This is a genomic window from Pseudomonas sp. GL_091 (assembly GCF_057837725.1).
The window spans coordinates 3,850,117-3,871,465 of sequence record NZ_CM174451.1 but is presented as its reverse complement, the minus strand read 5'-3'; the positions used below and the strand labels follow the sequence as shown (position 1 = coordinate 3,871,465).

At 57.0% G+C, this 21,349-nt stretch carries 22 protein-coding genes; 14 read left to right on the top strand and 8 right to left on the bottom strand.

From position 1 onward, the window contains the following. Nucleotides 1-69 precede the first annotated feature (69 nt). Together AC3ITY_RS17655 and AC3ITY_RS17650 are read right to left on the bottom strand one after the other, a co-directional pair. Nucleotides 70-345 carry a hypothetical protein gene (locus AC3ITY_RS17655; RefSeq protein ID WP_489304041.1) on the bottom strand — a complete coding sequence of 92 codons (276 nt, stop codon included), beginning with the start codon at nt 343-345 and terminating at the stop codon, nt 70-72. Between the two features lie 126 nt (nt 346-471). After that, nucleotides 472-810 carry a hypothetical protein gene (locus tag AC3ITY_RS17650; protein ID WP_489304039.1) on the bottom strand — a complete coding sequence of 113 codons (339 nt, stop codon included), beginning with the start codon at nt 808-810 and terminating at the stop codon, nt 472-474. 315 nt (nt 811-1,125) lie between these two features. Here AC3ITY_RS17650 and AC3ITY_RS17645 point away from each other — a divergent pair, with 315 nt between their 5' ends. From AC3ITY_RS17645 to AC3ITY_RS17625, 5 genes are read left to right on the top strand one after another with little or no spacing between them, the layout of a single operon-like run. After that, complete coding sequence (locus AC3ITY_RS17645) at nt 1,126-2,598, top strand: c-type cytochrome (protein WP_489304037.1); 1,473 nt, start codon at nt 1,126-1,128, stop codon at nt 2,596-2,598. Nucleotides 2,599-2,647: 49 nt separating this feature from the next. Then, on the top strand, nt 2,648-4,423 hold the full coding sequence (ctaD, locus tag AC3ITY_RS17640) for a cytochrome c oxidase subunit I (RefSeq protein ID WP_489310913.1): 1,776 nt from the start codon (nt 2,648-2,650) through the stop codon (nt 4,421-4,423). After that, nucleotides 4,420-5,112: a cytochrome c oxidase subunit 3 gene (locus AC3ITY_RS17635; RefSeq protein WP_489304035.1), complete on the top strand. Its 693-nt coding sequence runs from the start codon at nt 4,420-4,422 to the stop codon at nt 5,110-5,112. Before ctaD ends, AC3ITY_RS17635 begins: the two co-directional genes overlap by 4 nt. 6 nt (nt 5,113-5,118) lie before the next feature. Continuing rightward, complete coding sequence (locus AC3ITY_RS17630) at nt 5,119-5,838, top strand: heme-copper oxidase subunit III family protein (RefSeq protein WP_489304033.1); 720 nt, start codon at nt 5,119-5,121, stop codon at nt 5,836-5,838. 13 nt (nt 5,839-5,851) lie between these two features. Further along, on the top strand, nt 5,852-6,169 hold the full coding sequence (locus tag AC3ITY_RS17625) for a cytochrome C oxidase subunit IV family protein (RefSeq protein WP_223455837.1): 318 nt from the start codon (nt 5,852-5,854) through the stop codon (nt 6,167-6,169). Between the two features lie 32 nt (nt 6,170-6,201). Here AC3ITY_RS17625 and AC3ITY_RS17620 read toward each other — a convergent pair whose 3' ends face one another. The 3 genes from AC3ITY_RS17620 to AC3ITY_RS17610 form a co-directional block, all read right to left on the bottom strand. Beyond that, entirely contained in the window at nt 6,202-6,762 is a 561-nt protein-coding gene (locus AC3ITY_RS17620; RefSeq protein WP_223455836.1) for a magnesium transporter, read from the bottom strand. Between the two features lie 134 nt (nt 6,763-6,896). Continuing rightward, on the bottom strand, nt 6,897-7,187 hold the full coding sequence (locus AC3ITY_RS17615) for a hypothetical protein (RefSeq protein WP_223455835.1): 291 nt from the start codon (nt 7,185-7,187) through the stop codon (nt 6,897-6,899). A gap of 213 nt (nt 7,188-7,400) precedes the next feature. Continuing rightward, nucleotides 7,401-8,222 (bottom strand): helix-turn-helix transcriptional regulator, encoded by an 822-nt coding sequence (locus AC3ITY_RS17610; protein ID WP_489310911.1) that lies wholly within the window; start codon nt 8,220-8,222, stop codon nt 7,401-7,403. 97 nt (nt 8,223-8,319) lie between these two features. On the opposite strand from AC3ITY_RS17610, the gene AC3ITY_RS17605 reads away from it, so the two are divergent. After that, entirely contained in the window at nt 8,320-9,276 is a 957-nt protein-coding gene (locus AC3ITY_RS17605; protein WP_489304030.1) for a threonine dehydratase, read from the top strand. A 107-nt stretch (nt 9,277-9,383) separates the two neighbouring features. Here the strand turns inward: AC3ITY_RS17605 and AC3ITY_RS17600 are convergent, their stop codons facing one another. Beyond that, nucleotides 9,384-10,376 carry a GlxA family transcriptional regulator gene (locus AC3ITY_RS17600; RefSeq protein ID WP_489304028.1) on the bottom strand — a complete coding sequence of 331 codons (993 nt, stop codon included), beginning with the start codon at nt 10,374-10,376 and terminating at the stop codon, nt 9,384-9,386. A 192-nt stretch (nt 10,377-10,568) separates the two neighbouring features. Between AC3ITY_RS17600 and AC3ITY_RS17595 the strand changes: the two genes are divergently transcribed. Continuing rightward, the gene (locus AC3ITY_RS17595; protein ID WP_489304026.1) at nt 10,569-11,360 is read left to right on the top strand and encodes a cysteine hydrolase family protein; all 792 of its coding nucleotides are present in this window, start codon (nt 10,569-10,571) and stop codon (nt 11,358-11,360) included. Nucleotides 11,361-11,594: 234 nt separating this feature from the next. After that, on the top strand, nt 11,595-12,431 hold the full coding sequence (locus tag AC3ITY_RS17590; RefSeq protein WP_489310909.1) for an alpha/beta fold hydrolase: 837 nt from the start codon (nt 11,595-11,597) through the stop codon (nt 12,429-12,431). A gap of 61 nt (nt 12,432-12,492) precedes the next feature. Here AC3ITY_RS17590 and AC3ITY_RS17585 read toward each other — a convergent pair whose 3' ends face one another. Next, nucleotides 12,493-13,686, bottom strand: coding sequence for a DUF2252 domain-containing protein (locus AC3ITY_RS17585; RefSeq protein WP_489304024.1), 1,194 nt, complete (start codon nt 13,684-13,686; stop codon nt 12,493-12,495). 954 nt (nt 13,687-14,640) lie between these two features. Between AC3ITY_RS17585 and AC3ITY_RS17580 the strand changes: the two genes are divergently transcribed. The 5 genes from AC3ITY_RS17580 to AC3ITY_RS17560 all read left to right on the top strand — a co-directional run bounded on the left by AC3ITY_RS17580 (nt 14,641) and on the right by AC3ITY_RS17560 (nt 19,375). Then, nucleotides 14,641-15,291, top strand: coding sequence for a hypothetical protein (locus tag AC3ITY_RS17580; RefSeq protein WP_223455862.1), 651 nt, complete (start codon nt 14,641-14,643; stop codon nt 15,289-15,291). Nucleotides 15,292-15,890: 599 nt separating this feature from the next. Continuing rightward, nucleotides 15,891-16,331, top strand: coding sequence for an Ohr family peroxiredoxin (locus tag AC3ITY_RS17575; RefSeq protein ID WP_489304022.1), 441 nt, complete (start codon nt 15,891-15,893; stop codon nt 16,329-16,331). A 78-nt stretch (nt 16,332-16,409) separates the two neighbouring features. Next, complete coding sequence (locus AC3ITY_RS17570) at nt 16,410-16,862, top strand: Ohr family peroxiredoxin (RefSeq protein WP_057714894.1); 453 nt, start codon at nt 16,410-16,412, stop codon at nt 16,860-16,862. Nucleotides 16,863-16,989: 127 nt separating this feature from the next. Continuing rightward, nucleotides 16,990-17,448, top strand: a complete 459-nt coding sequence (locus tag AC3ITY_RS17565; protein WP_008051025.1) for a MarR family winged helix-turn-helix transcriptional regulator — start codon at nt 16,990-16,992, stop codon at nt 17,446-17,448. 457 nt (nt 17,449-17,905) lie between these two features. Further along, a complete protein-coding gene (locus AC3ITY_RS17560; protein WP_489304019.1) occupies nt 17,906-19,375 on the top strand; it encodes a multiheme c-type cytochrome in 1,470 nt (489 codons plus the stop codon). A 146-nt stretch (nt 19,376-19,521) separates the two neighbouring features. Here AC3ITY_RS17560 and AC3ITY_RS17555 read toward each other — a convergent pair whose 3' ends face one another. Continuing rightward, entirely contained in the window at nt 19,522-20,754 is a 1,233-nt protein-coding gene (locus AC3ITY_RS17555) for an MFS transporter (RefSeq protein ID WP_489304017.1), read from the bottom strand. A gap of 135 nt (nt 20,755-20,889) precedes the next feature. On the opposite strand from AC3ITY_RS17555, the gene AC3ITY_RS17550 reads away from it, so the two are divergent. Further along, nucleotides 20,890-21,348 carry a winged helix-turn-helix transcriptional regulator gene (locus tag AC3ITY_RS17550; RefSeq protein ID WP_489304015.1) on the top strand — a complete coding sequence of 153 codons (459 nt, stop codon included), beginning with the start codon at nt 20,890-20,892 and terminating at the stop codon, nt 21,346-21,348. The last annotated feature ends 1 nt before the right edge of the window (nt 21,349 follow it).

The following is a 21,349-nucleotide window of genomic DNA, read 5'->3' as shown; positions in this document are numbered from 1 at the left end:
TTTTAGTCATTCGATCACGTCCATTTTCAGGTAACAAAAAACCTCAATCGCACTGGGTGCATAGGAGGTTTAACTTCCGCTTCTGGGGTCAGGTGAGGGGGCAGAGCCCGTGTCATCTGTTGCGTATTCTGAACGAAAAAACCCGGTTCCGTTCATTTTTTGATCAGTTGTTCTGACCAACGGCAGTGAAATGGCTAGTCGCTCATTGCCCGCCAGGATAGCGCCAGCCAGCACTATTACTGGCTTTGCGGCGAGTTGGGAGGCAGCTGAGAGCCCCGCCGATTTTTTCGTCTTTTTTTGCGGATTCCATGGAAAAAACGAGGGGAATACAAGCTGGTCGGCCATAAAAAAGCACCTGGTCGGGCTTACAAACCAGGTCAAGGCACTGCCATTTTCCCCCCTGAAAAAGTCAGATTCTCCACATGTGGGGGTCCCCACGGAGAAAGACCGATCCCGGGAATCGCGGAGTCGTTACTCAAGCAACTGATCAATCAATACCGCATTGGTATAGATCAAGCTGCCATCGCTCGCACGGTGCCCGACCAGATGAAACTGACCGCGTTCGTCGTGCAAATAGACACGCATTTGACAGTCGGACAAGGGGGCGTATCCCTCGGGCATGATCAAGTCCATCGAGTCCATATCGACATCGACCATGGCTTCACGCTCGTGGGTCTTCTGCAAGCGCTCTTCGGCCTCCTCCAGACGGACATGCAGAGGTCCGTCGACGTAGAAATGGACTTCCCCCATCGGGGTGGACTTTTGGGCGCCGCTGGTTTTGCACCAGCCTTCGATCGTCAGGGCACTCATGACGAAACCTCCCATGTGGATTGTTGGACTCTGTAGCTATCGTCTCTGCTCAATGCCATCACTTATGTTTGATGACTACACCAGGGCAGGGTTCGTCTTTTGGGGCCGCTTCTGGCCGATCTCTGCCGTCCGTCATCAGAAATTCAGTATAGCCGGTCGCCGGGCCTCGCTTGCCGACCTCGCGGTACAAGCCGATGGCTCTATACTTCTTACTGACTTTGCCGCCCGGATGAGTGGTAGTTGTCTGCCCTGCTTGGACGTCAGTGGCGATGCTTTTGCATAACCAATGAACAACAGGAATAGGATGAAGAGGAAATGGCAATAGCAATTATCCTGATACTAATCGTTATTGCATCCGTGCTATTCCACATACTGGCGCCTTGGCAGGCGACACCGGCAGCATCCAACTGGGGGTCCATAGACACCACCCTGTTCATCACCCTGATCATCAGCGGAATATTTTTCATTGCCATCACGGTATTCATGGCGGTAGCGGTGATGCGCTATCGCCACAAGGAAGGTTCCAGGGCGGCCTACCAGCCAGAAAATAAAAAACTGGAATTATGGTTGATTGTCGTTACCTCGCTAGGTATTGCCGGGATGTTGGCGCCAGGTCTGGTTGTTTACAACGACTTCATCCGGGTGCCGAAGAATGCTTACGACCTTGAAGTGGTCGCCCAGCAGTGGCAGTGGGCCTTTCGTTTTCCCGGCCAGGACGGGAAGTTGGGCAAGTCGGATATCAAGTTTGTTGATTCCGCCAATCCCCTCGGTGTTGATCCCAAGGATCCTGCAGGGCAGGACGATGTGCTTGTAATGAATAATGAAGTTCGCCTTCCGCTCGATCGGCCGGTGAAAGTCTTGTTGCGCGCTAAAGATGTTCTGCACGATTTCTATGTACCGCAAATTCGCAGCAAGATGGATATGGTGCCAGGGATGGTGTCGTACTTTTGGTTTACGCCGACTAAAACCGGAAAATACGAAGTCCTTTGCGCTGAATATTGTGGCGTAGGTCATTACAACATGCGCGGCCATATGATCGTGGAAGAGCAGGGCGTCTTCGATCAATGGCTCAAAGGCCAGCCGACTTTTGCGCAGACATTGACGACAGCTGCCAAACCCGGTCGAGACAGCGTGCTGGAAAAAGGCCGCCAGTTGGTCGAACAACTCGGCTGCAAGGCCTGCCATAGCCAGGATGGCGGTGCCAGTCTCGGACCAGGATGGAAGGGGTTGTACGGCCGCACTGAACAGCTTGCCGATGGCACCAGTGTGCAGGTCGACGAGGCCTACCTGAAAGAGTCGATTCTCGATCCGAAGGCCCGACTGGTACAGGGCTACCCGCCGGTCATGGTGGCCTATACTCTCAAAGACGATGAGCTGGGTGCTGTCATCGCCCTGATCAAATCACTGGGTGCTGCGGGGCAAGTCGATGAACCTTCGACCGGCGCAGCGTCGAGCCCGGGTGAAGACCTGGTGGCGCAGGGACAGCGACTGGCCGGGTCGCTTGGTTGTCTGGCCTGCCACAGCGTCGATGGCAACAAGGGCGTCGGCCCCAGCTGGCAGGGCCTGTATGGCAAGACGGAAACCTTTGCCGACGATACGAGCGTAAAGGTCGATGAGGGCTATCTCAAAGATTCGGTTCTTCATCCCAATGCCAAAATCGTCAAGGGCTATGCGGCCGTCATGCCGGCATTGGCTCCGAGTGACGAGGAGCTGAATGCACTGATCGCTTTTATCAAATCCAAAGCGAATGCTGACGCTGATGCTAACAAGGCGGAGCCAGGGAAGTAGCCGTGAAACAGCCAGGAATACACTGAAACTTCGGCAGGAGGATGACGTGATGGCCTATGCGGAGCAAGCCGAAACAGAAGCACTGCACGAGCCCAAAAGCTTCCTGACCAAATATATCTGGAGTCAGGACCACAAGGTCATAGCCATTCAATATTCCTTGACGGCTTTATTCGTGGGTCTTATCGCCGTGGTGTTGTCCGGCTTGATGCGTATGCAGATAGGCTTCCCCGGTAGTTTGGCGTTCATGGACGCCAGTACTTATTATCAGGCGATGACCATGCACGGCATGATCATGGTCATTTACTTGCTGACGGCCTTGTTTCTAGGCGGCTTCGGCAACTATCTGATCCCGCTGATGGTGGGCGCCCGCGACATGGTCTTCCCCTACGTCAACATGCTCAGCTACTGGTTTTACCTGGTGGCGGTACTGGTGTTGCTCAGCAGTTTTTTTGTCCCTGGCGGCCCCACCGGTTCGGGCTGGACGCTCTATCCGCCACAGTCCATTTCCCAGGGGACACCGGGGGTCGAGTGGGGCATCGTCCTGATGCTCGTCTCACTGGCGATTTTCATTGTCGCGGCCACCATGGGCGGGTTGAACTACGTCACCACGGTGTTGCAGGCGCGCACGCACGGCATGACCTTGTTTCGCATGCCACTCTCCGTATGGGGCATCTTCATGGCCTCGATCATGGCCCTGCTGGCCTTCCCGGCGTTGTTTGTCAGTGCGGTGATGATGCTGTTCGACAAGCTGTTGGGCACCAGCTTCTTCATGCCGGCGATGATCTCGCTGGGGCAGCAACTCGATCACCAGGGTGGCAGCCCGATATTGTTCCAGCACCTGTTCTGGTTCTTCGGCCACCCGGAGGTCTACATCGTTGCTCTCCCTGCGTTTGGCCTGGTCTCCGACTTGATCAGTACCCATGCACGTAAAAACATCTTCGGCTACCGAATGATGGTGTGGGCCATTATTGCGATTGGCGTACTCAGCTTTGTGGTCTGGGCGCACCATATGTATGTCAGCGGAATGAACCCGTACTTCGGCTTTTTCTTCGCCGTCACCACTTTGATCATCGCGGTGCCGACTGCGCTGAAAGTCTACAACTGGGTGCTGACCCTGTGGCAGGGCGACATCCATCTGACCGTGCCGATGCTGTTTGCCCTGGCCTTTATCGTCACCTTCCTGGTCGGCGGTCTGACCGGGTTGTTTCTCGGTAATGTGATCGTGGATATACCGCTCTCGGACACCTATTTCGTCGTGGCCCATTTTCATATGGTCATGGGGGTTGCACCGGTCCTGGTGGTGTTCGGCGGCATTTATCACTGGTTCCCGAAAATCACCGGGCGCATGTGGAACGACACCCTGGGCAAGCTGCATTTCTGGATTACCTTTCTGGGCACCTACGCCATCTTCTTCCCCATGCATTACCTGGGTTTCCAGGGCATGCCACGTCGCTACTACGCCTATGAAAACTACGCGTTCATCCCGCAGTCGGCGCAAGAGTTGAATGCTTTCATTACGGTGGTCGCATTGACCGTCGGCGTGTCCCAATTGCTGTTCGTGTTCAACCTGGCCTGGAGTACATTCAAGGGCAAGCCGGCAGGCAGTAATCCCTGGGGCGCGGCCAGCCTGGAATGGCAAACGCCGGACACCCCGCCGAAACACGGTAACTGGGGAGAGAAACTGCCGGTCGTGCATCGCTGGGCCTATGACTACAGTGTGCCGGGGATAGAGCAGGATTTCGTGCCGCAAACAGTTTCCGCCGAGGAGCTGGAGCACATGCGGCAACTCAGTGCCGGAACTAAAATAGCGGACGTCAAGACATGAACAGGCTGCTATTGAGAAACGCCGACGGCGCTGACCCCGGCGGCAGTTGGAGTCGCGACCCTGAGGGAATTCAGGCCGGCGAGGGTGCCGATAGAAGGCAAACCGCAAGGCTAGGCCTGCGCTTGTTTCTGGTGGTGGTGAGTTCGTTATTCTTCCTCTTCCTGATCGCCTTTGTCGCCCGTTCACAAATGGCCGACTGGCTACCCTTGACAGAGCCTTTGGCGCCGCTAGGCAATCTCCGGCCGCTCTGGTTGAATTCGGCCTTTCTGGTATTGAGTTGCATCGCACTGCAGTGCTCGCGTATGGCCGCCCGAAAGGCTCGGCTGGGCGCAACTGTCATTGGTTTTGCATTGGGGGGTGTCTTTGCCATTGCCTTTCTGGCGGGGCAACTCTGGGTCTGGCAGCAGTTTGTCGCCTGGGGCTACTTTGTCGCCAGCAATCCAGCCAACAGTTTCTTCTACCTGTTGACCGGTCTGCATGGGCTGCACCTGCTGGGTGGGCTGATCGCCTGGTGCTGGATCGTCGCTAAATTCCTGCGTCATGTGCCACTGGCACAACTTGGCGCCAGCGTAGAGCTCTGTGCCATCTATTGGCATTACTTGCTGGGGCTTTGGTTCGTGCTGTTCGCGCTGCTGGCCAGCACGCCGCAAACCTATGAAGCCATCGCCAGATTCTGCGGCCTGAGGTGAACAGCCATGGCATTGCACCCACAAGCCCAAGCCCAAGCCGAGATCAGTTCATCCAATCCACCAGGCTTGCCGCCAGCACCGGGATGGCAGGGCATCGCCAGCGATTGGTCCTCGGATAAAGAGGCCTTCAAGCAGGTGCCTTGGGGCAAGGCGATGATGTGGATATTCCTGCTCAGCGATACTTTTATATTCACCTGTTTTCTGACCGGCTACATGTCGGTACGCATGACCATCACCAGCGCCTGGCCGAACCCCAGTGAAGTGTTCGCATTGACGATCGGCGGCAGGGAAATCCCGCTTATTCTGATCGCCATCATGACCTTTGTGCTGATCAGTAGCAGCGGCACCATGGCCATGGCCGTCAATTTCGCCTATCGCCGTAATCGCGCGAAAACCACGGTGCTGATGCTGGCGACCGCTGCCCTGGGGGTGACTTTCGTCAGCATGCAGGCATTCGAATGGAGCAAGCTCATCGCCGAAGGGGTGCGTCCCTGGGGCAACCCCATGGGGGCGGCGCAATTTGGTGCCTGCTTTTTCATGATTACCGGGTTTCACGGACTGCATGTGTCAATCGGCGCCATCTACCTCAGCATCGTGGCGCTGAAAGTATGGCGCGGAGATTATGAGCGCTCCGGAAACTACCAGAACGTCGAGATAGCCGGGCTTTACTGGCACTTCGTGGATCTGGTGTGGGTATTTATTTTTGCATTCTTCTATTTATGGTAGAGGAGCACGAGTGATGGCACATGCTCAGGGTCAGCAACATCCAATCAGTCTGTACCTTAAGATCTGGGGGCTGTTATTCGTCCTCAGCACGATGTCGTACCTTGTCGACTATTTCCACTTCCATGGCTACCTTCGGTGGTCCCTGATTATCACTTTCATGCTGTTGAAGGCAGGTTTGATTGTCTCCATCTTCATGCATATGGCATGGGAGCGCCTGGCCATGGTCTACGCCATACTGGTGCCACCTTTGTGTTTACTGGTGCTCATCGGGCTGATGGCCACCGAGGCAGACTATGTTTTCCTCAGCCGGGTCATTTCCTTTGGCCAATAAGCAGCTTTCGGATGGCCTTGATTCTCCAGGCGCTAACCCGATATCACTCGCTTGAATTGATGCCATTTGTGCTGCCAGGCCACTGTCCAGTGGGGGGCTGCCGCTCCCGTGCCAGCGATCTTCAGTTTTGGATGATGTTTGATTACCTGGTCCAATACCGATTCTTGATTCGGTTCAACATCCACGAAAAAGATATGTTTGCCCTCGGTTACCACCTGCTTGAAATTGCGGAAGTGAGTGTTCGGCACCTGGAACCCAAAAAAACCGCCTTCCCAGATGCAGAAGCCCAATACAACAATGGCAAGGAAGATGAAGGGCATCCAGCCTGCGGCGGATTCGGTCCAGCCCATCCAATAGGCACCACCCAGGACCAGCGCCGCGAGTGGCACACCGATCACCGCACCAATCTCACCAGAGTGAACAGCATCCTGTTCCATTAACGAGTTGACCTCGTGGAGGTGATGTTGTTCTACATCAGCAACTTGTTCACTGAGCACATGAATCTGTTCGGAATTGATGCCGCTGGCTTCCAATTCATATTCAACGGTTTCGAGATCGTTGAGATTGTCGCTGATGTAATAGTGTCGATTCATGCCACACCTCCAAACTCGTGTTTGCTGTAGACCTCCTCTGTCCGGCAGCAGTGATTATCTGTACCCTGGGGAACGTTGCACACTTCATGCAATCTGAAAAAAAGTATAGCACTCACCACCATTTGGATCGGTCGCTAGTTGATTTGCACAATGACCGGACCCTCCGTTACGATCGGCGGGTTCGCGTGGATGTTCGAGGTATTTTTCTGAATCCAGTCACGCGCGACTTTCAGGCTCGCATCACTGCCGGCCTTGTCCGCGCAAACAGTGATCGACGTACCACCATCACCCGTATTCAGCAGCGTGTAGCTTACGAGGCCAGGCACTGTCCGCAGGGTTGCTTCGATGTCGACCTTGCGCTCTTCTAAAAGCTCGAAAAGCTGCTTTGCTCCAGTACCCAGGTAGGTTCTTATCACCGCATACATAGTCGTCTCCTTTGGGAGTAACTTCTTGATGCCAATCCAGATCCGTTGATGGCCGCAATCACTCAGGTTTCAGTTCGCCCTGATTTATTAAGCTTAGCCAAACGCCGGCGACAATCGAAATGCAACGACCACCGGCCACGTTTGGCCGATTTCTGCTTGTCAGCAACGGCAGGCAGAAATCAGCCCCATTGCAAACAACAAAATAGCCCGGCGCTAACTGAACCTCGAACATTGACGCAACTGCGCCGGACTCACTCCAAGGCGTTGCTTGAAGGTGGTCGCCATGTGCGCCTGGGAGTTGAAACCGCAGGCGTAGGCGATCTCCGTCAGCGTGGCAGTCGAATCGCGCATCAGGGCACGGGCCTTGGCGAGGCGTCGGTCGATCAGGTAACTGTGCGGGCTTTTGCCGGTGGCGTTTTTGAAGGCCCGCATGAAATACCCTTCGGACAACCCAAGCAGGCCCGCCATCGCCGGTACGCTCAACGGGCCATCGAGGCCTGCATCAATGAACTCATCGAGCAAGCGCATCCGGCTGCCGGTTATCGATCCATGGGGTGCTGTCGACACCGCTTCGCTATCTGTCGCCCGCTCGGACAATGCCAGTGCCCAGGCTTCCCAATCGTCCTCCACAGAGGCCAGCAACAGCGCGGCGCGCATTCGCCGTGCGAGGGCAGTGGCCTGCTGGTCGATGCGATTGTTGAAGGCACGATCCCCCACCAACGCCAAACCGTCGGTGCGTATCACCCGCAGGTATTCACCGCCCTGGGGTGATTCGGACAACACGTCACATCCGGCGGGGACAAACGCCAGGCTGTTGGGCACGGCATCGAAGGGGCGTATTCGGTCACTGCCGATGGCGTGCAGGCCTCGCTGGCTGTCGAAGGCGTAGCCGATTCCGACCTGGGTCGCGACATATCGGGTCGCGTAAGCGCAGCCGGGGAGCAATTCGATCGCCCAGGGACCGGCCTCGATACGGCGGACCGGTTCGGACAGGAGTGGCGGCGGCAGGCGATTTCGATGACTCATGAACAGCATAGTAGTGAAGAGTGGGGGCAAAAGTCAGGTCAGTTTTCTGAAAGCCGGAACACTGCGCCCGTGTTCAGACTGGGCAAAATCTCAGGGGGGACAACTCATGCACAGACTGACTCGCGACGACATCGAACAGGCCGCTCGCAGCGTTTACCAGGTCATGCCGGCCACCGCCCAGTACCCTTGGCCCTTGCTGGCTCAGCGGTTGGGTTGCACGGTGTGGGTCAAGCACGAAAACCACACGCCTACCGGTGCTTTCAAGGTGCGCGGCGGTATCACCTTCATGCACTGGCTCAAACGCGAGCACCCGGCCGCGAAGGGCATTGTCAGCGCTACCCGCGGCAACCATGGCCAGAGCCTGGCGCTGGCGGCTGGCGCACTGGGTTTGAGGGCGTTGATCGTCGTGCCGCAAGGTAACTCGGTAGAAAAGAACAACGCCATGCGCGGCTTTGGCGCTGAAGTGGTCGAGTATGGCCGCGATTTCGATGATGCCCGTGAAGAGGCTGCCCGCCTTGCGCGAGTACATGACCTGTTCCTGGTTCCGCCGTTTCACACCGAGCTGGTCAAAGGCGTCGCCACTTATGCGCTGGAGCTGTTCAACGCCGCGCCAGACCTGGATACCGTTTATGTGCCGATTGGCTGTGGATCGGGGATTTGCGGGGTGATCGCCGCCCGCGACGCGCTGGGTCTGCAAACAGAGGTGGTTGGCGTGGTTTCCAGTGAGGCTCTGGCCGCAAAGTTATCGTTTGACGCTGGAGCAATACGCGAAACCGCCTCTGCCAACACCTTTGCCGACGGCCTTGCCGTGCGCAAGCCAATTCCTGAAGCCTTTGCCGTCTACGCGGCAGGTGCAGCGCGGATCGTAGCGGTCAGCGATGACCAGATCGCCGAGGCCATGCGTGTGTATTACACCGATACCCATAACCTTGCTGAAGGGGCCGGTGCGTCGGCTTTGGCAGCGCTGATCTCGGAGCGTGAAGCCATGTCGGGAAGAAGGGTAGGGGTGATTCTGTCCGGTGGCAACGTCGACAGATCGGTGTATGCGCGAGTGATTGCGTGAAGGGGACCTTGAGAACGACTGCTGATCGGGCGAAACAGTTGCTCCTGGCCCAGTGGATCAGCGAGCTGCCGGCTTGAGTCCGGTCCGGGGTTTGTACGAGTCTTCGCTTATGTGGACGATTGATCCGGTTTTTTTCCGGACCCACCATTGCCTTTGGCCAGGCGGGCACTGCGGCGCAGTTCCTGTGGCGTGTGCCCTATGACTCGCACGAAGCTGCGAAGCATGTGATCGGCATCGCCGAATCCGAAGCACCTGGCGATCTCTTCGAAAGTCTGGTGCCCGTCCTCGACCAGTGGCCGCGCTGACTCGATACGCAGGCGCTCGATAGCTTTCGCCGGCGTCACCCCGACCGATGCTGCGAACACGCGACCAAACTGGCGTACGCTCATATGCGCAACGTCTGCCAGGCGTTCGACAGACAGATCATCACGCAGATGATCGCGCACATAGCTCAACACCGTGCGGATCCGATCCGAGCCAGGGTCGAAATCCAGCAGCGAAGAGAACTGATACTGGCCACCGGGTCGCCGATAGTAGACAACCAGCATGCGCGCGACGGAGCGTGACACCTCCTTGCCCAGGTCCTGCTCGATCATCGCCAGGGCCATGTCGATGCCAGCCGACATACCGGCGGACGTCCAGACATTCCCGTCTTCGGTCCAGATTCGATCTCCGTCCACGCGCAGTGACGGATAGCGTGCTTGCAATTGCGGCGCGTAGTTCCAGTGCGTGGTCGCGACACGACCGTCGAGCAGGCCGCTCTCGGCCAGCAGGAAGGCGCCAGTGCAGACGCTGGCAGTGCGGCGAGCGCGCGGGGACATCTGCCGTATCGCCGCTGCCATCGGCAGCATCCTGTCATCGATCGGAGCGGTGGGGGCGCCGACGATGATCAGCGTGTCGAGGTGGTCGACCACCTGCAAGTCTTCGGTAGCGACTTGCAGCCCGCTCGAAGCGCCGATCAATCCGCCTTCAAGGGAGGCGACTGTGAATCGATAGCCAGAAGGGCGCGCACGATTGGCGTTGGAGAAGGCTTCGAGCGGTCCACTCAGATCGAGCAATACGAAGCCCGGATAGACCAGGAAACATATGTGACGCTGCATGCACGGAACATCCACTGTCTGAATGGGGCCATGGTACGCGCTTGCTGTCTGGAAGGTCACGGGTGGCATTGAGCCCACCCGTCTCATGCAAGGTGAGGAGCTTGTCGGCCGAAATCCAGGGATATATGTCCATTTCGTGCCGTCTTCTCGCCGTACCGTAAATGCACCACCCCCACACTGCGGACGTGCAACATGACCCTCAACCGAATTCATCCCGCCAGACTCATCTCCTGCGCCACCTTGCTGGGGGCTATCCTGATGGCGCCCGGCATAGGCTTCGCCGCCGAGAACCCCTACGCCGATCCAGCCAAACCCGCGCTCCCGGCCTCCACCTTTCAATGGGATTCCAGTCGAACCGCGCTGGTCGTGATCGACCCGCAGATCGACTTCATGAGCCCTGAGGGAGCGGGCTGGTCGGTCTTCGGCCAGAGCGTTACCGAGCAGAATCTGGTGCCGAATCTGACCCGGCTTTTCACGGCGTTCAAGCAGGCCGGAGCGACCGTCGCCATCTCGCCACACTACTACTATCCCCAAGATCATCAGTGGAAGTTTGAGGCGCCAGCGGAGACCGTTCAGCACAAGCTGGGTATGTTCGACCGCAAGGGCGCTTTGACGCTCGATGGATTCCGCAATTCAGGTGCCGATTTCATGAAGGAGTTCAAACCCTTCATCGAAGACGGCAAGACCCTCGTCGCCTCACCGCACAAGCTGTATGGCCCGCAAAGCAACGACCTGATGCTGCAGCTGCGCAAGCAGCGGATCGACAAAATCATCTTGGCGGGCATGGCTTCCAACCTGTGCGTCGAATCGCACCTTCGCGAGTTTCTGGAGCGCGGTTTCGAGGTGGTTGTCGTACGTGATGCCGTCGCCGGCCCGAAGCTGCCTGACGGCGATGGATACGGTAGCGCGCTGGTCAACTTCCGCTACATCGCCAACGGCCTGATGACGACCGATGAGGTCGTGAAAAAGCTGGAAGGGCGCTGACCTTGGGCATGACCCATTTCCTGACCAGACAGGGGAGTCCTTGCGGCTCCCGTGTCACTGACTGACGCGGAGTCACACATGAGCGATAGCGAAAATTCAGGGCTTGTCAGCCCGCACCGAAGGGATTTTCTGGTGCTCGGCCTGAGTGCCACGGCCCTCGTTGCCTTGTCCACGGCACCCGGCCTTGCACTCGCGTCCTTCAACTCTCCTGACACCCATAGCGGAAACATGACCATGAGCAAAGTGACGACCCAAGATGGCGTTGAAATCTTCTACAAGGACTGGGGCCCGAAGAACGCCCAGCCCATCGTGTTCCACCATGGGTGGCCGCTCAGCGCTGACGATTGGGACAGCCAGGCGCTGTTCTTCGTTGGCCAGGGCTATCGCGTCATTGCACACGATCGTCGCGGCCACGGCCGCTCGTCTCAAGTAAGCGATGGCCACGACATGGACCACTACGCGGCGGACGTCGCCGCGTTGGTACAGCAACTGAACCTGCGTAACGCTGTGCATATCGGCCATTCGACCGGCGGCGGGGAGGCCACGCGCTATGTCGCCAGGCATGGCCAGTTGCACAAACGCGTGGCCAAACTGATCCTGATTGGTGCGGTACCGCCGGTCATGGTCAAGAGCCCGGCAAACCCGGGTGGTCTTCCAATCGAGGTGTTCGATGACATGCGCAAGCAACTGGCGGCCAACCGGTCTCAGTTCTATCTGGATGTTGCCAGTGGCCCGTTCTACGGTTTCAACCGCCCGGGTGCCGCAGTTTCGCCGGGCATGATCCAGAATTGGTGGCGCCAAGGCATGTCCGGCGCGGCAAATGCCCACTATGAGTGCATCAAGGCCTTCTCCGAAACCGACTTCACGGATGACCTGCGGGCGATCACCGTACCCACTTTGGTCATGCACGGTGATGACGACCAGGTGGTTCCCATTGCCGACTCCGCGCTGCTGTCGAGCAAGCTGCTGAAAAACGGATCCCTGAAGGTGTATGAGAAGTACCCGCACGGGATGTGCACGACGCACGCCGATGTGGTCAATCAGGATTTGTTGAAGTTCATTCGCGGCTGATCCGGTCGAGCCATGGCTCTGCTGCTCGCAGGGCCATGGCTGGGCTCATGGTTCGGCCCCATCACTCTTCTTCTATGAGTGCATGGATCCGCCCTGATTTTTCCGCAGCTATCAGCGCGGCATGGTCTTTCGCATTTTGATTGGCATAGGCGATGGAAAACTTGCCGATGGCCTGGTCGAAGGAATCCAGCTTGCCCAGGTAGCCACTGATGAGCGCCGCATCCCCGGATTTGGCGTGGGCACGGGCGAGGGTATGACCACACCACTCGGCGTACATCTTCATCCGTGCGGCGGAAACGCCTTCGATGGGCGCTGACATTTTCATGTCTCGCAACTGGCGTACAAAGAAATGCCGGCCATTTTGCCCGCGTGTCCAGCCCAGAAAGATGTCGCTGGAGGACTGCATCAGTCGCTGCCCCGTGACAACACGCTGCCCCTGGTTCTCGTAGTCGCTGTTGCCCGCATAGGGCGCCAATACCGAGGGGCAGGCTTCCTTGAATTGCAGGAGCAAGGGGTGGTTTTCCGCAGAAAAGAACAGGCCGACGAAACAATAGGTCCCCACGCTCCCGATCCCGACAGCCTTGACGGCAATGTCTTCGAGACGGTAGCGATCGAAGAGCACGCGCCGTTCATGGGGCAGTGACAAACGATAATCATGCAGTGCGATACGGACTCGCTGCTTGAAGCCCTTTTCATACACATGAAAAAGCAAGGGCGGTTGATCGATCAGTCGCCGCCGCCCGCCGACTTCACTGCTGATCTTGGGGTAGAGGTAATCACCGAGACGCATCCTGGCCTTTGCGATCACTTGTTCGCGAATTTTCTTGATCTCGGCATTGGGCGCCATATCGATGATCGCTTGGGCATCCAGGCGGTCATACCAGACCTCCAGCGGGCCCATTTTCGAAAATTTGCGCAGGCCTTCGCGGTAAGCACAAGCGCATTTGACGGCAATGTCCCGTGCGTCTTTATCGTTGAGTCGGTTATCGCGCGCGGCCACGGCAAAACTGATCGCCAGGCGTTTGACATCCCATTCCCAGGGGGCTGGGAGCGTTTCGTCGAAATCGTTGATGTCAAAAATCAGATTGCGCTCAGGTGTCGCGAACAACCCGAAGTTCATCAGGTGGCAATCCCCGCAGGCCTGCACCTTTACGCCAGTGGTTGGGGTCGTGGCCAGGTCATGCGCCATCAAACCTGCAGAGCCACGTAAAAAGGTGAATGGACTGCGCAGCATGCGCCCGTAGCGCAGCGGCACCAGGTTGGGCAGTCGATAGCGGTTGGACTCTTCGAGAAGTTTGATAGGGTCGCGGTGTTTGCTCGGTGGTTTCCATTCGGCATGAGCCGAATGCGGCTGGCGTTCGCGTAGTTGCTCACCTGCGAACAGGCGCTCCTTGCGCGAGAGAAAGACCGAATCGTCACCGGTGTCGTCCGATGGCTTTGCCAAGCCGTCGGCAGATTTGCTTTTGCGGGGGGGCATGTCCACTCCTTTGCTCAACGAAGTCTGACTCGCTCGGGCACAGGATTTGGTAATGCGACTGTTCCATCAGCCCCCGGGGCGCGCGTGCACTGGCATCCTGGAAAGTGTCGAAGCTGTTTTTCAAGCGTAGCAGTTCCGATCCTGGATGCTGTATTGCCAGTACTGAATGTGCGCTCGATTCGAAGTGGTTTGCGGATGACTGCAGGCGACTCGAACTTGCCGGTGACAGGCAGGAAATTGAACCACTGGTCGGGTCTGGCGGCGAAAGTTCAGCGCAATAGCGGTTTTTTTTTCGGCATACGACCGGAAACGATTCAGCTGCGTAGCGACGCGGGTTTCAGCCAAAGAGGCAGGGATCCCCAGGTACCGGAAATAGTACCGCTTGTCGATGTTTCTGCTTAAAAAATGAACGATCGGGATATGCTGGGCTCTGATTTCCCAGCAGGCGGATCCTTAGGGTCCCGCTGCACTCACTAGTAAAATGGACGTATACCTCATCTGCATTGAATGGAATGCGCATGGGGATTTTTTTTACCTGAGACCTGGAGTGATAGTATGCCGTCATCACTGACTCGCGGGGCGAGTCGCTCTCTCTTGTAATACCAAATTATTTAGTTGCTTCAATCTTTGCCAACTTGACCTTGCAAGTGCGAATAAATAATTCGCATGCCTAGGGCATGGTCAATTTGCACTGCTGCTATAAGTGGAGATGTAGTCTTGGATATTAATACAATGATCGGCCTGATCGGCCAGAAAGAATCCATGGAGTTTTTGCGTTTAGGCGTTGTGTACGTTCATCTGTTGGCTTGCTGCGTAGCGATTGGCCTGGTGTTTGCCAGCGATGCCGCCATGGTCAAGGATTTATTGAAAGGTCGCGTGTCGTCGGGGCACGACAATGAACATATGGCCAGTCTGCAGAAGTCTGTTGCCAATGCGTTGATATTCTTGTGGGTGACTGGCGCTGCGATTATAGGTATTGATTACCTTGATAAAGGCATGAACTATTTTGCCAATCCAAAACTTCAAGCCAAAGTCATTATTGTATTGTTGCTGACGTTCAACGGCATGTTGTTGCACCGCTATGTATTGCCTGCAATGTTGAAGGCCAGTTCGTTGCTTGATCTTAAGGTCAATGTACGAATGTTTGCCCTGTTCTCTGGCGCACTGTCGGGCGTGTCCTGGTTGTATGCCGCCATGCTCGGTGTCGGTCGACCGCTGGCCTGGAAGTATTCGCTCACCGAGTTGCTGATGGCCTATCCGGTGTTGATCGTGCTCGGCTTTGCGATGATGGTGGCGCTGACCGAGTGGGCGCGTAAACGCAACGAAGCAGCGCCAGCTCATGAGACTTCGTGGCTGTTTGCGGGTATTCCAGCGCTGCGCTGAGCTGACGAAAATCCAGGGAAAGACGGGTGAAACCGTCTGAACCGTTCAAACATCAGACCCCCTCCTTGTGAGGGGGTTTTTTGTGTTTGTGGGTATCAGCAAGTCAAAGAAAACCGGCTCGGTTGGCCGGTTTTTTTTCGAGTGAAATACGCCCATTTCATTTCAGCGCCAACGCGTTGATCGTCATGCGTGAAGCGATCCGAAGCGCGTAACCAGAGGTCCCCCCAGGGCCGGACGGTGGAATCCGATCATCCTTTCGGCAAGGGCGAGGGCAGCGGGGTTGACCTCGCATCTACCGCTCATCGCCAAGGCATAAAATAGGCTTTGACATCATTGGGGCTTTGGTTGAATATTCATATATCGCATGCGATCTAATCGAAAGCGACATGAAACAACAACAACCCTTGCCGTTTGGAGACTCAGCCATGAACACCGGAAGCCGCCGCATAATGTTTATCTCGACCGCTCACGCTTCCCATGGCCAAAACGGCAACAACTGGATCATTGCACACGCCAATTGATGAACATTGTCTTTTTAAACGTCATAAATATCGCGTGCGATATAATCGCACGAAACGTTAAGTCCTGAGGAAGTCCCCATGAGCAAGATCGAAAAAGTACTGGCAACCGGCAAAACCCACACCACTCACAGCGGTGTCGGCGGTCACAACGGCAACCTCGATATCGAACTGTCGTCACCGGGTTCCGCCCAGCTGGCCCACGTCTTTGCCGCCACACAGCCGCACCCGAAAGCCGAGCAATTGTTTGCCGGGGCCTGGTCAGCCTGCTACACCGCGGCAGTGGGGCTGGTGGCCCAGGAACGCAATATCGTGTTGCCGGGGGATATGGCCGTCGACATCGAAGTGGACCTGGGCCAGACTGGTCCGGCCTATTTCCTTCAGGCCCGACTGACCCTGCGAGTGCCAGGGCTGGCACACGATGTCGCGACCGAACTGGCGCACATTGCCGATTCCATCTGCCCTTACTCCAAAGCCACACGCGGCAATATCGACGTTGCCCTGAACGTGATTACGGCGTGATGCGCGGACGCATCACTAATATCGCATGCGATTAAAGCGTATAAGAACATAAATGACTGTAACCCTGAGGGAATCATCATGAGCAAGATCGAAAAAGTACTGGCCAGCGGCAAAACCCACACCACCCATAACAGCGCAGGCAACACCTCGCGCGGCCATAACGGCAACCTCGATATCGTGCTGTCGTCCCCCGGCAGTGACACACCGGCACACGTGCTCACCGCCGTCCAGCCACACCCGAAAGCCGAGCAACTGTTCGCCGGAGCGTGGTCGGCCTGCTACATCGCAGCGGTGGGGCTCGCCGCCCAACAGATGAAGGTGACACTGCCGACAGATACGGCCGTCGACATTGAAGTGGACCTGGGCCAGACCGGCGCGGCTTACTTCCTCCAGGCCCGACTGACCTTGCGCGTACCGGGGCTGGACCAAGGGGTGGCGACTGAGTTGGCCCACAACGCCGATGCAATCTGCCCGTACTCCAAGGCCACACGCGGCAACATTGATGTCGACATCAACGTCCTGACGGCATAAACCACTGCATGGCCGGCTCACCGGGAACATTCCGGGTGAGCCGGCCGTCGGTGTTTTTACGCACTTCCGATACCATCGCGTACGACGTATAGTTTCAGTCTCGCCAGATTGACCCAAGAGAACGCCCATGAAAAACACCGACAAGACATCCGCCCTGGATCTCAAACTCTCCGAGTTCCTGTGTTTTGCGGTCTATTCCACCAACCTGGCCTTCGGCAAGGCCTACAAGCCGATGCTCGAACGGCTCGGCCTGACCTATACGCAATACATCACCCTGGTTGCGTTGTGGGAGGAAGACAACCAGACCGTTGGCAGCCTCGGTGAAAAGCTGTTTCTCGAATCCAATACCCTCACGCCGATCCTGAAGAAACTGGAAGCGATGGGTTATCTGCTGCGCCAGCGCGACCCGGAAGACGAACGCCAGGTGCGGATCAGCCTCACCAAAGAGGGGCGAAAACTGCGCGAAGGCCTCACCGAAGACGGCTTTCCGCAAACCGGTCTTGACCCTGACGACTTCGTGCAGATGCAGAAGGCCATTGTGAAGTTACGGGGCAGTCTCATCCGGTCGACGAAAGACAGGGAGTAAGTCGTAGCGAGTAAAGTGAGTGGCCCCGGATTTGCGAGGTGCACCAAGTAACGGATCAGATCTGAGTGGCTCATTAAACCCGGGGGGCAATTTGGCTATCCAATGTTGTGCGGCAGTTGTACGGCAGGACTGCCCCTCTGGTCTTGACACCCCCCCGATTTCGGAGCGAACTCCCCCCACTAATGGGCGCGATTCCCCGGCAGAATTCGCGTTTCCATTAGCTCAAGAATTTCAAGTTCTGAGCAATGTTTGCCGGGCTCTCAGGTCGGCCGATAAGTTTTGTTACATCGATGGCAAGGTAATTGCTGAGTGAGCGTATCCCGACCATGAAAGGTGCAGAGTCGGGAAACTGTGGAGCTGTAAGTACCCCCATTGAGTGATTGCATGTAACCAATACCCCTGGCTGCTCAATAGAAGTGCTGCAGTCCTCCTCTGCAACCGTCCAGGGGAAATGCTTATGAGCCACTCCAGATATACGTGTGCGCGGGTAGCGCTGCACGGGTTGTGCTTTCTAGCCTGCCTGCTGACGGTAACGCTGATGGCGGCAGACGAACCTCAGGGCAATGACAATCAAAGTAACGATAAGTGGGTGGAGCCAGCACGCTCCAGGCTCATGCATGTGATTGGCGGGATGCCGTTCTTTCCGCATCGGGCCAACACCACCGGCAACCTGATCTTGAATGTGAAGGACTTTGACAATGCCCAGGTCTGTGGCGCTTGCCATACGGAGATCTACAAGCAGTGGCGCTCATCGATGATGTCCCAGGCCTGGGATGAACCCATCTATCGGGCCTTGCTCAAGCGTGCGAGTTCGGCCACCGAGGGCAAGGTCGATAACTTCTGCACCGGCTGCCATACCCCGATCGGTCTCACGACAGGGCAGATCAATTCGCAAGTCAATCGCTCCTCGATTGAAGACAGTGCGAAGAATCATCCGATGCCCGGGGTCGATTGTGAGACCTGCCACAACATCAGTGCCCGCACGGGTCTCGATAACGGCGCCTATGTCCTGAGTCCGCGAGCACACGGCAAACCGACCAAGTTCGGCCCGCGCAGGGATGCCGTTTCGCCTTATCACGACACCGTATATTCCGCTCTGCACACCCGCTCCGACTTTTGCGGCACCTGCCACAACGTCACGCACCCCTTCAGCAGCGTGGCGGTGGAGCGCACCTATGACGAATGGCAGGAGAGTGCCTACAGCCTCAACAATGTGACCTGCCAGAGCTGCCACATGCCGGGTTTTGCGGGCAAGGCCGCGATCATGGGGCCAGACCGCGAGGAGGTTGCCTCACATTGGTTCAGCGGAGCCAATGCCATGATGCTCAAGCATCTCGGTCAGGAAGAGGGCGCGCAACGCGCGCGCGACATGCTTGCGGGAGCGGCGCAAATAACGTTCCAGCAACCGCCGGCAGCCATCACGCCCGGGCAATACACCTCGGTAGCGGTCAAAGTTACCAATGTCGGCGCCGGGCACAAACTGCCTACCGGCTTTCCCGAGGGGCGGGAGATGTGGATCGATTTCCGGGTGCTCGATGCCAGAGGTCGCGAGCTCTATCGGCTGGGCTCGATCAAGGACGGCAAGACCGAGGTCAACACGCGAAACTTCAAAGTGCACATAGGCGACAAGGACGGCAATCCATTGGACGTCGAGGTCTGGAATGCCACGCAGATTCTTTCGGACAACCGCATTCTGCCCAAGGGCTACGATATCGGGGAGTTCTCCTTCCTGGTGCCGGCCGATGCCGTCGGGCCGATCACCATGACTGCCGCACTGAACTACTGGCCGTTTTCGCAGAAGCTGGCCGACTACCTGCTCGGCAAGGATAAAGTGCAGGTGGAAATCACCCAGATGGCCAAAGTGACGCAGAGCGTACCTCTGTCGACCAGCCTGTCAACTGTCGGGTCAAATACTGCACACTTTTGACGGCATTGGTCAAAACGCTTGAGCACCGCGCAAAGCGAATGTCGACATGCATGAGCGGATCAACAGTGGTGAGTCCCGGTTTGATCACCGAGAAACTCACACCCCTGTGCCGGTCATCGAAATGGCGAGCCAGAGGTGTCGGGTTTTCATACGGATCTTCCTTGCTTGGGTGTTGAGAAATGAAACGTGAGAAACCACAGCGCCAGGGCAGTCGTACTGATCAACGCGCCCAGCAGGCTGACTGCGAGCCAGCCCCATAGCGCATAAACCTGCGTCGCGGCCGCAGCTCCCAGCGCGCTGCCCACCGAGTAAAAGCACATGTAGGCACCGACCATGCGACTTTGCGCGTCGGGTCGTGCCGCAAAAATAAGGCTCTGGTTGGTGACGTGTACGGCTTGCACCGCGAAGTCGAGCAAGAGCACTCCGCAAGCCAGCGCGATCAGTGACGTCTGTGCAAACGCGATAGGCAGCCAGGACAGCGTCAGGATCACCAGCGAAATGCCGGTCACGCGTTGCCCCCAACCTTGATCGGCCCAGCGTCCGGATCTTCTGGCTGCCAGGGCACCGGCGACGCCAGCCAGGCCAAACAGGCCGATGAGCGTGTGTGAAAGCGACAGAGGAGGGGCGCTCAATGGCAGGACCATGGAGGTCCACAGCACGGAAAAAGCGGCAAAGATCAGTAAGGCCAGCAGGCCCCTGATTCGCAAGACCGGTTCGGTCATGAACAGCGTGAACAGCGACCGGATGAGTGCCGGGTAGGTGTATCGACTGCGTGCAGACACTGCGGGAGGAGTCACTTTCCAGAGCACCGCCGCGAGGGTCAGCATCAATCCCGAGGAAACGAAATACACCGCGCGCCAGCCCGCCAGATCTGCGATCAACCCAGAGGTAAACCGCGCCAGAAGAATGCCCAGGACAATGCCGCTGGTGACGGTTCCCACGGCCTGGCCACGTTGTGACGGCGTTGCCAGCGCGGCGGTATAGGCCACCAGCACTTGAACCACCACTGCCAGCAAACCCACAGCGATCATGGCTCCCAACAGGGTCAGCCATTGCTGTGCTGCACCGACTCCCGCCAACGCAATCGCAGACAGCAGCACTTGCGAAAGAATCAGCCCTTTACGGTTTACCAAGTCGCCCAATGGGACGATGAACAGCAACCCCAGTGCGTAACCGACCTGAGTCGCCGTCACCACAAACCCGATCATTGAAGAGGCGACACCCAGGCTCTGTGCCATTGAATCGAGTAAGGGTTGCGCGAAGTAAACGTTGGCGACTGCCAGCGCGCAGGTGACAGAAAATAACAACGTGAGTGATGGCGAAAGCCCCGAGGCCTGCGTGACGAAAGGATGGGTGGTTGAGTCGGCATCTGCTGTCACGTGAGCCTCCGTGGCGTTAAACTGGTTTCAATTAAAAACTGGATTCGATTGTTGCTGAATCAGGTTTCAAAATGCAACCACATTGCTCGAGATTGAACGACAGACGTGGCAGTCCTTATCCAAAAGGTAAATACGATGGTCGAAGACGCTTCATCGCAAAGCAGCGAATGCCCGGTGGCAAGAACACTGGAAGTCATTGGGGATCGATGGTCGCTGATGATCATCCGCGACGCGTTTGACGGTATTCGCCGATTCAGCGAGTTTCAGAAGAGCCTGGGGGTGGCCAAAAATATTCTGGCATCGCGCCTCAAGACGTTGGTTGAGGTCGGTGTATTCGACGTTCGACCGGCGTCGGATGGAAGCGCCTACAAGGAGTACGTCCTGACGGAGAAGGGACGAGAGATCTTTCCGGTGGTGGTCAGCATGAGGCAGTGGGGCGAACGTTTCCTGTTCAAGCGGGAAGAGACGCGTTCTGTGTTGTTGGACAATGAGTTCGGCCAGTTCCTGGTGCCGATTGAAGTTCGCTCGTCGAGCGGTCAAAAACTTGGACCTTCCGACTGCCACAGGGTGAGAGTGGTTGCAGGCGAGTCGTGAA

Excerpts from the sequence above, each read along its gene's own strand:
- AC3ITY_RS17655 (WP_489304041.1), bottom strand. The coding sequence starts at position 345 with ATGGCCGACCAGCTTGTATTCCCCTCGTTTTTTCCATGGAATCCGCAA.
- AC3ITY_RS17650 (WP_489304039.1), bottom strand. The coding sequence starts at position 810 with ATGAGTGCCCTGACGATCGAAGGCTGGTGCAAAACCAGCGGCGCCCAA.
- AC3ITY_RS17645 (WP_489304037.1), top strand. The coding sequence starts at position 1,126 with ATGGCAATAGCAATTATCCTGATACTAATCGTTATTGCATCCGTGCTA.
- ctaD (WP_489310913.1), top strand. The coding sequence starts at position 2,648 with ATGGCCTATGCGGAGCAAGCCGAAACAGAAGCACTGCACGAGCCCAAA.
- AC3ITY_RS17635 (WP_489304035.1), top strand. The coding sequence starts at position 4,420 with ATGAACAGGCTGCTATTGAGAAACGCCGACGGCGCTGACCCCGGCGGC.
- AC3ITY_RS17630 (WP_489304033.1), top strand. The coding sequence starts at position 5,119 with ATGGCATTGCACCCACAAGCCCAAGCCCAAGCCGAGATCAGTTCATCC.
- AC3ITY_RS17625 (WP_223455837.1), top strand. The coding sequence starts at position 5,852 with ATGGCACATGCTCAGGGTCAGCAACATCCAATCAGTCTGTACCTTAAG.
- AC3ITY_RS17620 (WP_223455836.1), bottom strand. The coding sequence starts at position 6,762 with ATGAATCGACACTATTACATCAGCGACAATCTCAACGATCTCGAAACC.
- AC3ITY_RS17615 (WP_223455835.1), bottom strand. The coding sequence starts at position 7,187 with ATGTATGCGGTGATAAGAACCTACCTGGGTACTGGAGCAAAGCAGCTT.
- AC3ITY_RS17610 (WP_489310911.1), bottom strand. The coding sequence starts at position 8,222 with ATGCTGTTCATGAGTCATCGAAATCGCCTGCCGCCGCCACTCCTGTCC.
- AC3ITY_RS17605 (WP_489304030.1), top strand. The coding sequence starts at position 8,320 with ATGCACAGACTGACTCGCGACGACATCGAACAGGCCGCTCGCAGCGTT.
- AC3ITY_RS17600 (WP_489304028.1), bottom strand. The coding sequence starts at position 10,376 with ATGCAGCGTCACATATGTTTCCTGGTCTATCCGGGCTTCGTATTGCTC.
- AC3ITY_RS17595 (WP_489304026.1), top strand. The coding sequence starts at position 10,569 with ATGACCCTCAACCGAATTCATCCCGCCAGACTCATCTCCTGCGCCACC.
- AC3ITY_RS17590 (WP_489310909.1), top strand. The coding sequence starts at position 11,595 with ATGAGCAAAGTGACGACCCAAGATGGCGTTGAAATCTTCTACAAGGAC.
- AC3ITY_RS17580 (WP_223455862.1), top strand. The coding sequence starts at position 14,641 with ATGATCGGCCTGATCGGCCAGAAAGAATCCATGGAGTTTTTGCGTTTA.
- AC3ITY_RS17575 (WP_489304022.1), top strand. The coding sequence starts at position 15,891 with ATGAGCAAGATCGAAAAAGTACTGGCAACCGGCAAAACCCACACCACT.
- AC3ITY_RS17570 (WP_057714894.1), top strand. The coding sequence starts at position 16,410 with ATGAGCAAGATCGAAAAAGTACTGGCCAGCGGCAAAACCCACACCACC.
- AC3ITY_RS17565 (WP_008051025.1), top strand. The coding sequence starts at position 16,990 with ATGAAAAACACCGACAAGACATCCGCCCTGGATCTCAAACTCTCCGAG.
- AC3ITY_RS17560 (WP_489304019.1), top strand. The coding sequence starts at position 17,906 with ATGAGCCACTCCAGATATACGTGTGCGCGGGTAGCGCTGCACGGGTTG.
- AC3ITY_RS17550 (WP_489304015.1), top strand. The coding sequence starts at position 20,890 with ATGGTCGAAGACGCTTCATCGCAAAGCAGCGAATGCCCGGTGGCAAGA.